The 12,437-nt window shown below is 68.4% G+C and carries 11 protein-coding genes; 7 read left to right on the plus strand and 4 right to left on the minus strand.

Annotated features, from left to right (window positions below; genetic code table 11):
- The first annotated feature begins 186 nt into the window (after positions 1-186).
- Positions 187-1,614 carry a CCA tRNA nucleotidyltransferase gene (locus ACWGSM_RS04755; protein WP_452321812.1) on the plus strand — a complete coding sequence of 476 codons (1,428 nt, stop codon included), beginning with the start codon at positions 187-189 and terminating at the stop codon, positions 1,612-1,614.
- Positions 1,615-1,752: 138 nt separating this feature from the next.
- On the opposite strand, the gene ACWGSM_RS04760 is transcribed toward ACWGSM_RS04755, so the two are convergent.
- Complete coding sequence (locus tag ACWGSM_RS04760; RefSeq protein WP_452321813.1) at positions 1,753-2,388, minus strand: TetR/AcrR family transcriptional regulator; 636 nt, start codon at positions 2,386-2,388, stop codon at positions 1,753-1,755.
- A 61-nt stretch (positions 2,389-2,449) separates the two neighbouring features.
- Between ACWGSM_RS04760 and ACWGSM_RS04765 the strand changes: the two genes are divergently transcribed.
- The 4 genes from ACWGSM_RS04765 (at position 2,450) to ACWGSM_RS04780 (ending at position 7,326) form a co-directional block, all read left to right on the plus strand.
- Complete coding sequence (locus ACWGSM_RS04765) at positions 2,450-3,748, plus strand: glycosyltransferase (RefSeq protein WP_452321814.1); 1,299 nt, start codon at positions 2,450-2,452, stop codon at positions 3,746-3,748.
- 80 nt (positions 3,749-3,828) lie between these two features.
- Positions 3,829-5,160 carry a GAF domain-containing protein gene (locus ACWGSM_RS04770; RefSeq protein ID WP_452321815.1) on the plus strand — a complete coding sequence of 444 codons (1,332 nt, stop codon included), beginning with the start codon at positions 3,829-3,831 and terminating at the stop codon, positions 5,158-5,160.
- 149 nt (positions 5,161-5,309) lie between these two features.
- Entirely contained in the window at positions 5,310-6,857 is a 1,548-nt protein-coding gene (gene exaC / locus ACWGSM_RS04775; RefSeq protein ID WP_452321816.1) for an acetaldehyde dehydrogenase ExaC, read from the plus strand.
- 73 nt (positions 6,858-6,930) lie between these two features.
- On the plus strand, positions 6,931-7,326 hold the full coding sequence (locus ACWGSM_RS04780) for a DUF779 domain-containing protein (protein ID WP_452321817.1): 396 nt from the start codon (positions 6,931-6,933) through the stop codon (positions 7,324-7,326).
- A 61-nt stretch (positions 7,327-7,387) separates the two neighbouring features.
- Here ACWGSM_RS04780 and ACWGSM_RS04785 read toward each other — a convergent pair whose 3' ends face one another.
- Positions 7,388-8,422, minus strand: a complete 1,035-nt coding sequence (locus ACWGSM_RS04785) for an NAD(P)-dependent alcohol dehydrogenase (RefSeq protein ID WP_452321818.1) — start codon at positions 8,420-8,422, stop codon at positions 7,388-7,390.
- 113 nt (positions 8,423-8,535) lie between these two features.
- On the minus strand, positions 8,536-9,708 hold the full coding sequence (locus ACWGSM_RS04790; RefSeq protein WP_452321819.1) for a hypothetical protein: 1,173 nt from the start codon (positions 9,706-9,708) through the stop codon (positions 8,536-8,538).
- 29 nt (positions 9,709-9,737) lie between these two features.
- On the opposite strand from ACWGSM_RS04790, the gene ACWGSM_RS04795 reads away from it, so the two are divergent.
- Complete coding sequence (locus tag ACWGSM_RS04795) at positions 9,738-10,097, plus strand: hypothetical protein (protein WP_452321820.1); 360 nt, start codon at positions 9,738-9,740, stop codon at positions 10,095-10,097.
- Positions 10,098-10,111: 14 nt separating this feature from the next.
- On the opposite strand, the gene ACWGSM_RS04800 is transcribed toward ACWGSM_RS04795, so the two are convergent.
- Positions 10,112-10,699: an Lrp/AsnC family transcriptional regulator gene (locus tag ACWGSM_RS04800; protein WP_452321821.1), complete on the minus strand. Its 588-nt coding sequence runs from the start codon at positions 10,697-10,699 to the stop codon at positions 10,112-10,114.
- A 149-nt stretch (positions 10,700-10,848) separates the two neighbouring features.
- Here ACWGSM_RS04800 and ACWGSM_RS04805 point away from each other — a divergent pair, with 149 nt between their 5' ends.
- Positions 10,849-12,435 carry an ABC transporter substrate-binding protein gene (locus ACWGSM_RS04805; RefSeq protein ID WP_452321822.1) on the plus strand — a complete coding sequence of 529 codons (1,587 nt, stop codon included), beginning with the start codon at positions 10,849-10,851 and terminating at the stop codon, positions 12,433-12,435.
- The last annotated feature ends 2 nt before the right edge of the window (positions 12,436-12,437 follow it).

A 12,437-nucleotide genomic window follows, 5' to 3' on the forward strand; every position in this document is an offset into this window, starting at 1 on the left:
GCCTCGCAGACTTCCTCCGAACCGGGGAGTGTGACCGAGAGCGTCGCCCGGGTGAAGCGATGCGCCACTGCATTCCACTCGCAATGGTGCTGGAGCTGTCGCAGGATCTGCTCAGGCGGGCAAGCGCTTAGCCTGAGGATCTGCTCAAGACGACGTTGCGGATGCAGCGCCGGTACCCTTGAATCCATGCTCAATATGGCCGAGGGCCTGTCCCGACTCGGCGCGCTCGCCGCGAATCCCGTCGTCGCCACCCTCGCGACCGCCTTCGCCGATGCGGGCTTCGACCTCGCCGTCGTCGGCGGCCCGGTGCGCGATGCGCTGCTCGGCCGCGAGACACACGACCTCGACTTCACCACGAACGCCCGCCCCGACGACATCCTCCGCATCGTCACCCCGGTCTCGAGCACCCAGTGGGACATCGGCCGCGCCTTCGGCACCATCGGCGCGCGGGTACAGGGCGAGCAGGTCGAGATCACCACGTACCGGGCCGACAGCTATGACGGCGTCACCCGCAAACCCGTCGTCGAGTTCGGCGACACGATCCACGGCGATCTGCTGCGCCGCGATTTCACCGTCAACGCGATGGCGCTGCAGGTTCCCGCCGTCAAGCTGATCGATCCGACGAGCGGGGTCGAGGACCTCGTCTCGGGCATCCTGCGCACCCCGATCGATCCCGAGATCAGCTTCGGCGACGACCCGCTGCGGATGCTGCGCGCGGCGCGCTTCAGTGCGCAGCTCGACTTCGCGATCGACGACGCCACCTTCGCCGCCGTCGAGAAGCTGCGCGAGACGCTGAAGATCGTCAGCCCCGAGCGCGTACAGGGCGAACTCGTGCGGCTCATGCAGACCGACGACCCGGTCCGCGGCATCCGGGTGCTGGTCGAGAGCGGGCTGATCGAGGAGTTCCTGCCCGAGGTGAGCGCGCTGCGGCTCGAGGTCGACGAGCACCACCACCACAAAGACGTCTACGAGCACTCGCTCACGGTGGTGCGCCAGGCGATCGACCTCGAGAAGACGCGCAACCCCGACGCCGCCCCCGACGTGCCGCTGCGCCTGGCCGCGCTGCTGCATGACATCGGCAAGCCGCGCACCCGCAAGCTCGAGAACGGGGGAGGGGTCACCTTCCACCACCACGACGTGGTCGGCGCGCGCATGGCGCGCAAGCGCCTGCAGGCGCTGCGCTTCGACGGCGGCACGATCGATGCGGTCGCGAAGCTCATCGAGCTGCACCTGCGCTTCTTCGGCTACGCCGAGGGCGCCTGGACCGACAGCGCGGTGCGGCGGTACGTGCGCGACGCCGGCGACGTCATCGACCGCCTGCACATCCTCGTGCGCGCCGACGTCACCACCCGCAACAGGCGCAAGGCCGCTCGCCTCGCCTCTGCCTACGACGACATCGAGCGGCGCATCGTCGAGCTGCGCGAGCAGGAGGAGCTCGACAGCATCCGTCCCGAACTCGACGGCAATCAGATCCAGCAGATCCTCGGCATCGCGCCGGGCCGCGACGTCGGCGAGGCGTATCGGTTCCTGCTCGAGGTGCGGCTCGACGAGGGAGTGATCGGCCCGGATGCCGCCGAGCAGCGTCTGCGCGAGTGGTGGGCTGCGCGCGGCTGAGCGGCTCGGTCACGCACCCGTCGGCGAGACTTGCGTTGCAGCACGAAGCAGGGCCTGCACAGGCGTGTCTCGTGCTGGAACGGAAGTCTCAGCGGTGACGCAGCACCGGCCCGAGCGCCGCGCTTTCGCGAGCAGGAGTCAGCGAGCGAGTTCCGCGGCGACGGCCGCGCGCAGCCACTGCATGTAGGTGTCGTGGTCCCAGCCTGCCTGCGCGACGAGCTGCTGGTAGCTCTCGGGTGACAGCAGGAACGACAGCGCGGCAGCGGTTCTCCGGGGATCGTCCTCGGCGACGGCGAGGCCGCGGGCCATGAGCTCGTCGACCAGGCGACGGTAGTCGTCGGCGCGACGGCGCATGATCTGCATGAGCACTTCGTCGACGCGCTCATCCGACAGCGCGGCGCCCAGCAGCACCGTCCAGAGACGGTGTCCGCGGGCGTTAGCCTCGGTGATCTGCGCCAGCACCGTATCGAGGAAGACATCGTCCGGCAGGTCGAGCACGCCGCTGGCGACCTCGGTGTCGGTGAGCGACTCCGCGCCCTCTCGTCCCGAGAACGTCATCTCGAAGGCGGCGATCAGCAGCTCGGCCTTCGACGCCGCCGACTTGACGGTCTCGCCTGAGACGCCGGCCACTCGAGCGATCGCGGCGATCGTCGTCGCCTGGTACCCCTGCTGGGCGAACAGCTCTCCGGCCGCCGCGATGATCCGCGCGCGTGTCTCCCGCACTTGACGCGCGCGGAGTTCGGAGCGGTAGACGCGAGCGGTGGATTCAACCATTGACTTTCCTCACGGGCAGATGAATACTTTCTCGGTATACCGATCTTAGAGAAGGAGCGCCATGCCCAGCCACCTCATCGCCTGCACCCCGGCTCACGGCCATGTCATGCCGCTGCTGCAGGTCGCCCGCCATCTCATCGAGCGCGGTGACGACGTGACGTTCCTCACCAGTGCCCGCTACGCCGATCGCGTCGCGGAGACGGGCGCTCGGTTCGTGGCTCTTCCCGCCGCCGCCGACGTCGATCTCGACGACGCCGACGGCGCGTTCCCCGAGCGCGTGGGCCTGACCGGCACAGCAGCCCTGCGCTTCGACATGAGCAATCTGTTCGTCAGGCCCGGGGTGGCTCAGCTCGCCGCCGTGCGCGCTCTGCTCGCAGAGCGACGCATCGACACCGTGCTCGCCGAGCCTCTCTTTCTCGGCGCAGCGCTGCTGCAGCAGCTGCCACTGGGCGAGCGGCCGCCGGTGATAGCCCTCGGAATCTTCCCGCTCGGCGTCCGCAGCCGCGACGCGGCACCGTTCGGCCTGGGTATCACGCCGATGTCGGGACCGATCGGGCGACTGCGCAACATCGTGCTGCGAACCATCGCCGAGCGCGTGATCTTCCGCCGGGTGCAGGAGGAGGCCGACGCGCTCGCCAGCCGCGAGACGGGCTCTCGCCTCGGGGGATTCATCCTCGACTGGGCCGGACGAGCAGACGCATACGTGCAGTTCACGGTTCCGGAGTTCGAATACCCCCGATCCGACCTGCCATCGACGGTGCATTTCGCCGGGCCGCTTCCCGGCGCGTCCTCTGCGCACGCGCTGCCCGAGTGGTGGAGCGACCTCGACGCCGGCGCACCGGTCGTGCACGTGACCCAGGGAACCATCGCGAACAGCGACTTCTCGCAGCTCCTGCTGCCGACCATCGAAGCGCTGCGCGACAGCGGTGTGCTCGTCGTGGCATCCACCGGTGGGCGTCCCGTCGGCGACATCGCATCCGACCTGCCCGCGAACGCCCGCATCGCCGAATATCTCCCCTACGACCTGCTGCTGGCGAAGACCGACGTCATGGTGACCAACGGCGGCTACGGCGGGGTCCAGCAGGCGCTGGGGCACGGAACACCCTTGGTCGTCGCCGGGCGAACCGAGGACAAGGTCGAGGTGTGCGCGAGAGTCGGGTGGTCGGGTGCGGGCATCGACCTGCGCACGCAGACACCCGGTGCGCCGACGATCCGGGCCGCCGTGCACCGAGTGCTGAACGAGCCCTCCTTCCGCACGAACGCCTCGCGGATCGGCGGCGCGCTGCAGGCCGCCGACGCCTGGCGAACCCTCGACCGGGTGATCGACGCCAGCGCGTCGCAGCGCACGACCCTCGCCTGAATCCTGGGCGCACGAGCAGGTGACCGCGGCCCGTCGCAGACGTACACTGGGCACACCCATCAGCGCCGATCGGAGCACCCGTGCCGTCCCCGTGGTCGTCATCGCGTGATGCCTCGCCTGAGGTCTCGCGTCTTCTGATCGAGCGAGCACACGAAGAGCTCGTGGCCGGCAACCTCGACGACCGGCGCCTGCAGCAGGTGCGTCCTCTGGTCCGGGCCTCGTGGGAACGGGCGTGGCAGAGCCGGGTCGGCGCCGAGGACCTGCCGCCCCTCGACCTCAGTCAGGAGGCGCTCGAGGCGTATCGCACCGGGCATCCGCTCGCCGGGGTGATGGACCTCATCCGCTCGCTGCTGCTGCCCGGCAGCGCCGAGGACTCCGGCGTCGTGGTCGCCGTCGGCGATCACGTCGGTCGCCTGCTGTGGGTCGAGGGCGATCTACGTCAGCGGGTACTGTCGGGGGAGATGGGCTTCGTCGAGGGTGCCAACTGGTCCGAGCAGATGGTGGGCACCTCGGCACCCGGGACCGCGCTCGCAGTCGGAGCATCGGTGCAGATCCACCACGCAGAGCATTACAACCGCCTGGTGCAGCCGTGGTCGTGCACGGCCGCTCCCGTCTTCGACCCCGAGACGCGTCGCATCCTCGGCGTGATCGACGTGACGGGCGGGGCGGAGGCGGTCACGCCTCAGGCCCGGATGCTGGTGGATGCCACAGCGCGGGCGGTCGAATCCGAGCTGCTGGTCGCCAGGCTGAGGGCGCGCAGCGGGCCCTCGCGCGTGACAGAGCGATCGCCGAGACGAGCGCCGCGCGACACCCGTCAGGCCAGACTGCAGGTGCTCGCCCGCGATCGTGCGCGACTCGAGCTCGTCTCCGACGAGGGCGAGACCGTGGTGGAGCTCAGCGCGAGGCACGCCGAGATCCTGCTCATGCTGGCCGTGCATCGCCACGGGCTCTCTGCCGAGCGGCTCACCGAGCTCGTCTACGGCGAAGCCGCGTCGACCGACACCCTGCGGCCCGAGATGGTGCGCCTGCGCAAGGTGCTCGAGCGCGTCTCGCCAGATCTGGCGCCGGAGTCGCGCCCGTACCGGCTCACCGCGCCGCTCGAGACGGATGCGCAGAACGTGCTCTCGCTGCTCGACCGGGGAGCGCACCGCGTCGCCCTGAGCGCGTACGCAGGCGCCGTTCTGCCCGAATCGACGTCGCCCGGCGTGGAGGAGTTCCGCGACACCGTGCGTGCGGCGCTGCATGAGGCGATGATCACCGAGGCGAGCCTGGACGTTCTGCTCGCGTATGCGGAGATTCCCGAGGGCAGGAACGACGCCGAAGCACTGCGTCTGTGCCTCGAGATGCTTCCCGCGCGCTCGCCGCGACGCGCAGCGCTCGTCAGTCGGATCGAGAGACTCGAAGGGCGCTGATTCCGGCATCCCGTTCCGGCATCCGGATCGACTCGCACAGGGGCGCAACCCGATGCAACGTTGCGCACCGAGGTGCAACGTCACGCCACCTACCTTCGAACCCAACAGCCGCGCAGCATCGAGGCCGCGGCCCGTCGAAGGAGTCACCGATGACCATCGTCGAAGAAGACGTGTCCACCGCATACGCCGCTCCCGGTCAGCCCGGAGCCGTCGCCAACTACCGTGCCCGCTACGGCCACTACATCGGCGGCGAGTTCGTCGAGCCCGCGAAGGGTCAGTACTTCGAGAACGTGAGCCCGGTCAACGGCAAGCCGTTCACCGAGGTCGCCCGAGGAACCGCCGAGGACATCGACCGCGCCGTCGATGTCGCCTGGAAGGCGTTCGAGTCATGGAAGCGCACCTCGCCCGCCGAGCGCTCGGTCATCCTCAACAGGATCGCCGACCGCATCGAGGAGAACCTCGAGATGATCGCCGTCGCCGAGACGTGGGAGAACGGCAAACCGGTGCGCGAGACGCTCGCTGCCGACATCCCGCTCGCGGTCGACCACTTCCGCTACTTCGCCGGCGTGCTGCGCGGGCAGGAGGGCGGCATCAGCCAGCTCGACGAGAACACCGTCGCGTACCACTTCCACGAGCCGCTGGGTGTGGTCGGCCAGATCATCCCGTGGAACTTCCCGATCCTCATGGCCACGTGGAAGCTCGCTCCTGCGCTCGCCGCCGGTAACTGCGTGGTCATCAAGCCGGCCGAGCAGACCCCGGCATCCCTCCTGTTCCTCTTCGAGATCATCGGCGACCTGCTCCCGGCCGGTGTCGTGAACATCGTCAACGGGTTCGGCATCGAGGCCGGCGCTCCGCTCGCCCAGCACAAGCGCATCCGGAAGGTCGCGTTCACGGGTGAGACGACGACGGGCCGGCTGATCATGCAGTACGCCTCGCAGAACCTCATCCCTGTGACGCTGGAGCTCGGCGGCAAATCGCCGAACGTCTTCTTCGAGGACGTCGCGCGCGCCGACGACCCGTATTACGACAAGGCGCTCGAAGGCTTCACGATGTTCGCCCTCAACCAGGGCGAGGTGTGCACGTGCCCGTCGCGCGCCCTCATCCAGCGCTCGATCTACGACGGATTCCTCGCCGACGGATTGGAACGGGTCGGCAAGGTCGTGCAGGGCAACCCGCTGGACCCCGCCACGATGATCGGCGCGCAGGCGTCGAACGACCAGCTCGAGAAGATCCTCAGCTACATCGACATCGGAAAGCAGGGCGGCGCGAAGCTGCTCACCGGCGGTGAGCGGGTCGACCTCGGTGGCGACCTCAGTGAGGGCTTCTACGTCGCACCCACCGTCTTCGAGGGCACCAACGACATGCGCATCTTCCAGGAGGAGATCTTCGGTCCTGTCCTGTCGGTGACGAGCTTCAGCGACTTCGACGACGCGATCTCCATCGCCAACGACACGCTCTACGGCCTCGGCGCCGGTGTCTGGAGCCGCAGCGGCGACACGGCCTACCGTGCCGGTCGTGCGATCGAGGCGGGTCGGGTGTGGACGAACACGTACCACCAGTACCCTGCCCACGCCGCGTTCGGCGGGTATAAGCAGTCGGGCGTCGGCCGCGAGAACCACAAGATGATGCTCGATCACTACCAGCAGACCAAGAACCTGCTGGTGTCGTACGCGGAAGGGCCGATGGGCTTCTTCTGATCGACCTCCCCAGGGCCGGGCGGGCGTCTCGTGACGTCCGCCCGGCAGCCGTTCCCGAGCGAAGGAGTCGCAGATGGTGAGCATCGGAAAGTACGAGCGGGTGGATGTGTCGGATGCCGCGGCCGAGCTGCTGCGTGAGCTGACGGCGCAGCACGGGCCCCTGATGTTCCATCAGTCGGGCGGATGCTGTGACGGCTCGTCGCCCATGTGCTACCCGATCGGCATGTTCATCACCGGCCCCAGCGACGTGCTGCTGGGCCGGCTCGAGATCGAGGGCCTCGACCCGATCGAGGTCTTCATGTCGGAGGCGCAGTTCGAGTACTGGAAGTACACGCACCTGACTATCGACGTCGTCCCCGGTCGCGGGGCCGGGTTCAGCGTCGAGGGCCCGACGGGCATGCGGTTCCTGATCCGATCCCGGATGCTGAACGACGCCGAGCTCGAGTACTTCGGCCTCGCTCCGGCCTAGGCATCCGAGCCAGAGCATCCGTCCATCGCGGCCTACCGCGTTCCGACGCGTCACATCGTCGTCACGGCACCACGACCGCGCGTCCCTGCACCCTCCCGTCGTGCAGCCGCGTATACGCCTCCACCGCCTGATCCATCGAATAGCGCTCGACGTGCACACCCACCGATCCGACGCGGGCCAGCGCCAGCACCTCCATGAGTTCGCTGCGGGTGCCCCAGTACGGGGCGCGAACCGATGCACCGAACGGGGTGGAGAAGAACCCGGTGGGCAGCAGGCCGCCGCCGATCCCGACGATCTGGATATCGCCGTCGACGGCGACGACCTGACGCGCGATGTCGAGAGTCGGCTGCACGCCCGTGAAGTCGAACACGGCCTCGGCTCCGCGGCCCTCTGTGAGCCGGCGGATCTCGTCGACGGCCGAATCGTCCGACATCAGCGCGTGATGGGCCCCGACATCACGCGCGAGCGCGAGCTTCTCATCGGCGATGTCGAGAGCGATGACGGTTGCGGACGAGATCGCGCGCAGCAGCTGGATGCCGACGTGGCCCAGACCGCCGGTGCCGATGACGACGGCCGTCGAGCCGGCGACGAGCTTCTCCTTCGACGACATGATCGCGTGGTACGGCGTCAGGCCGGCGTCGGTCAGCGACACCGTCTCGACCGGATCGAGGTCGCCGATGGGCACGAGATGGCGTGCGTCGTCGACGATCACGTACTCGGCCATCGCCCCAGGCGAGCCGAGGCCCGGGGGCTGGATGCCGAGCTCCGCGGCCTTCGTGCAGTAGTTCTCCGCACCCCGTGCGCAGGCGTGGCACTGCCCGCATCCCCACGGGCCGTAAATGGCGTACGAGGCTCCGAGCTCGATGCCCTCCACCCCTTCGCCGAGCTTCTCGGCCACGCCCACACCTTCGTGCCCGAGCGTGAGCGGCAGGCCGTACACGTACTGCTCGGCCGGAAGGCCCATGATGAACCAGTCGGAATGGCACAGACCGGCGGCGGTGACCTTCAGGCGGATCTGGCCGGGCCCGGGTTCCGGCGTATCGATGTCGACGAGCTCCGGTCCTCGGCCGATCGTGCGGTACTGGATGGCCTTCATCGTGCAACCTCCTGATCGAGCTGCGGCCGCGGGGGCGACCGCATGCTCGTCCAGCATCCTTCATCCGCGGGTCGATCGAAAGCCCGCCGCCCCGGGTATATTCCCGCCCCGCGTCAGCGGAAGAAGACGAACGACAGCATGCCGAGGAAGTGCGGCAGAAGCGTCACGCCGAACACGACGACGATGATCACGAGCGCCACCCACGAGAAGCCCTTGCGCAGGCGGCGGCCCTGCGGGGCGACGCCTGCGGGCGGCCGCAACGTCCCTGCGGGCGGGGCGAAGGGCAGAGCCGCGGGTGAAGTCGGGGGCGGTGGCAGCCGGGTCGCCGGATGCTGCGCCGCGGAGTGCTGCGCGGATCGCAGCCGGTCATCCCGCCAGCGCGCCCACTGGTCGAATTTGCCGAGCAGTGCGCCGACCGTGCCGAACAGCCACGCCCAAGTGCTCACGTCGGTGGTCGACACCGGCCGGCGCAAGTACAGGAACAGCCAGTCATCGACGATCTCGACGTCGAGCTGCGCGGCGTGGTCGATGAATCTCGCCATGATGTCGGGGGTGAACAGGTAGAGCGCGTCGGCCTCGTACCCGCTCGGGCAGTACAGCGTGAAGTGCTGGTCGAAGTCGCCCTCGAGCGAGAGCCGCTGGTCCTTCGAGAACGTCGCCGGCAGGTTCGACCCGAGCGAGTTGTTGCCCAGCGCGTCGAGCACGATGTTGGGCAGCGGCACGTCGAGCTTCACGGCGACATACCCCCAGCTGTGGGTGGTCTTGCTCTTCCCCGACCCGGTCGTGTAGCGGTAGTTGCCGAACTCGACGAAGCGGGGATGCTGCCCGCGCACGAGGTCCGACGCCACCCGCGAGTGTCCCCGATGGAAGATCATGCCCGGAAGCGGCGGGTCGGCCACGATGCGACGGAACGTCATCGCGTTCGCTTCGGCGAACCGTGCGATCCGGTAGGTGCTCTCGCGTGTCCGACGGCGCGAGGAGACGAACAGCGGGATGCCCACCGCGGCGATGACGACCGGCAGCAGCGCCGGCAGCGAGAACAGCGCACCGACCCCCGCCTCCCCGGACGCCATTCCGGCGATCAGCGCGAACAGCGTGAACCCGATGGTCGGAAGGAATATGAGTCCGAAGACCACCGCGAAGATCACGCCGACGACGATCTGCGACCCGGAGGTCGGGTCCTGCCCCTTGACCGCGTGCCAGAACGCGTTCACCGCGCGCGGGTCGACCGGTTCCGTCAGCGGACGCGTCTCGAACGGGTGGTGCTGCGCCGGCGCCGGATTCATTCGTCCACGGTACCTGCCATGATCGATGGGTGAATCAGACCCGAACCCTGCCCACTCTCGACGGCCGCACGTTCAAGATGGTGTCGTCGACGACCTCGGTCGTCGACCATGACGCCCCGAGCGTGTTCCACTACTTCGAGCAGGACGGTGCGATCTGGGGCGACTACACCGGTGACACCGTCACGATCGGCCGTTTCGTGGGAACCCGCACCGGCGACACCATCTGGGTGTCGTTCGTGCACGTGCTGGCAGCGACGGGCGAGGTCGTGACCGGCGACGGCGAGAGCGAGATCGAGGTCGACGACGACGGGATGCTGCGGCTGGTCGAGCACTACGAGATGCACGGCGCCCCTCAGCTCAGCGTCTGCGTCGAGACCGCCGCAGCCTGATCCGGACGTCGCGGTCACCGCGGCGGCAGCGCTCCGCGCCCGGGCGTCGCCGGCGTCCACTGAGTCATGCCCAGGGGCACGTCGAGGTTGCGCTCGGGCAGATCGGGAGGAAGCACGAACGGTCGGCGGATCACCTCGTCGAGCACGACGACGCTGACCACCGTGCGCACCTCGGGAAGCTGGGCGATCACTCCCGTCGAGAACTCGTGCACGCCGCTGACATCCGTTGCCCGGACCAGAAGCATCGCGTCATGCTCACCGGTCGTCACCGCGCAGTACTCGATGTCGGGCATCTCGGCGATCTGCGCGCGGAACGACGCCCACGCCTGTGGATACACCGTCACGAAGATCATCGCCCCGATCGAGAGCCCGGCCTTGGCGGGGTCGACCCGCGCACTGAAACCCGTGATCACACCATCGGCCATCAGAGCCTCGACCCGGGTGTACGCGTTGGCTCGCGAGATGCCCACTTTCTCGGCCAGCGCGGCGATCGAGATGCGCCCGTTCTCGCGAAGCAGATCGAGGATCCGATACGAGACCGGATCGAGAGCGGCGGCACTTCGTCCAGAACCGTGGTCTTGTTCAGCGTCAGCGCTGGACATTCTGCACCCCAATCTCCATCGTTCGGACATGCTTCGTCTTTATGACGCGATGTCATTGGACAGATCGTCGCACATCATGGGAATCTGATCACGGTCGTCCACCGTTGGATGCCCAGGACTCCCGATCCACCCTGCCAATGGAGGTACCCATGCTGTCGACGCTGCGCACGCCGGCAATCGCCCTCGGAGCGGTCGCGCTCCTCGCCCTGACCGGATGCTCGGGAGGAAACTCTGCGAACAGCAACGGCGGGGCGAAGTCCGGTGGTTCCCTGGTCATCGACACCGCGTTCTCGGTCGAGACCGCCGACCCCGGGCACACCTACGACCCGACCGGCAACATGCTCGCCAAGGCGATGTACGAGACGCTCGTCGACTTCAAGGGCTCGGACGTCTCGACCCCGATCCCCGGCCTCGCGTCGTGGGAGGCCAACGACTCCGCCACCGAGTTCACCTTCACGCTCGAAGACGGCCGCGTCTTCTCGGACGGCACCCCGATCGAGGCGAAGGACGTCGTCTTCTCGCTGCAGCGCATCCAGGGCATGGCCGACGCCAAGCCCAACTTCCTCCTCTCCGGCGTCACCATCACGGAGGTCGACGAGAAGACGATCCTCTTCACCACCGAGACGCCCCTGCTGCAGCTGCCCGCCATCCTCGCCAACCCCGCTCTCGGCATCGTCAACGCCGACGTGGTGATGAAGAACGGCGGCAGCACCGACGGCTCCGACTCCGCGCAGAAGTACTTCGACGGTGCCTCCGCAGGTTCCGGCCCCTTCGTGCTCGACACCCTCGACCTCAGCTCGCAGATCGTGCTGAAGAAGAACGACGAGTACAACGGCGACGAGAAGCCGGCCTACGACCGCGTCGTCATCCGCAACGTCTCCGAGAGCGCCACCCAGCTCGCCAACCTCAAGGGCGGCGACTCGATGGTCGCCATGGACCTGAACGGCGACCAGGTCAGCGGTCTCGGTGACGGTCTCGACGTCGACTCGGTGCCGTCCGGGCAGACCATCTTCCTGCTGCTGAACCAGTCGACCGGCGTCGCCGGCGACCTGGCCAACGTGAAGCTCGCCGAAGGCATCCGGTACGCACTCGACTACCCGGCTCTGCTCGAGCTCGCCGGCGCCGGTGCCGAGCAGGCCACCGGCGTGATCCCGCCCGGATTCGAGGGCGCCCTCGACAAGGGTGTCACCCAGGACCTCGGCAAGGCGAAGGCGGCCTTCGACGCGGCCGGCTACACCGGTCAGACGCTGAAGCTGCAGTTCCCGAACGACTACCCCGTCGGCGGTGTGGAGTTCACGCCGCTCGCCGAGCGCATCCAGGCGCAGCTGAAGGACGCCGGCGTCACGGTCGAGCTCGCCCCCGCACCGTTCGCCACCGAGCTCGACGCGTACGTGAACGGCACCGAGGGCTTCGGCCTCTGGTTCTGGGGCCCGGACTACGCCGACTCCGCGAACTTCCTGCCCTTCGGTCCCGGTCTGAAGGTCGGTCTGCGTGCGGGCTGGGAGCAGTCGGCCAACCCCGAGATCGCCGCCATCGCCGCGGATGCCGCCAGCGCGACCGACCCCGACGAGCGCACCGCCGCGTTCACGAAATTCGCCGAGACGATGCAGGCGAGCGGCCCGTTCGTTCCTCTGATCGTGCCCGGACGCAACATCGCGACCTCCGACAAGGTCGACGGCGCTGTCTACAACTCCGTGTGGGAGATGGACATCGCCGAGATCACGCCCGCCGGCTGAAC

The sequence above is a fragment of the Microbacterium sp. NPDC055521 genome (assembly GCF_053619695.1).

Coding starts and splice junctions, on each gene's coding strand:
- ACWGSM_RS04755 (WP_452321812.1), top strand. CDS start 187: ATGCTCAATATGGCCGAGGGCCTGTCCCGACTCGGCGCGCTCGCCGCG.
- ACWGSM_RS04760 (WP_452321813.1), bottom strand. CDS start 2,388: ATGGTTGAATCCACCGCTCGCGTCTACCGCTCCGAACTCCGCGCGCGT.
- ACWGSM_RS04765 (WP_452321814.1), top strand. CDS start 2,450: ATGCCCAGCCACCTCATCGCCTGCACCCCGGCTCACGGCCATGTCATG.
- exaC (WP_452321816.1), top strand. CDS start 5,310: ATGACCATCGTCGAAGAAGACGTGTCCACCGCATACGCCGCTCCCGGT.
- ACWGSM_RS04780 (WP_452321817.1), top strand. CDS start 6,931: ATGGTGAGCATCGGAAAGTACGAGCGGGTGGATGTGTCGGATGCCGCG.
- ACWGSM_RS04785 (WP_452321818.1), bottom strand. CDS start 8,422: ATGAAGGCCATCCAGTACCGCACGATCGGCCGAGGACCGGAGCTCGTC.
- ACWGSM_RS04790 (WP_452321819.1), bottom strand. CDS start 9,708: ATGAATCCGGCGCCGGCGCAGCACCACCCGTTCGAGACGCGTCCGCTG.
- ACWGSM_RS04800 (WP_452321821.1), bottom strand. CDS start 10,699: ATGTCCAGCGCTGACGCTGAACAAGACCACGGTTCTGGACGAAGTGCC.
- ACWGSM_RS04805 (WP_452321822.1), top strand. CDS start 10,849: ATGCTGTCGACGCTGCGCACGCCGGCAATCGCCCTCGGAGCGGTCGCG.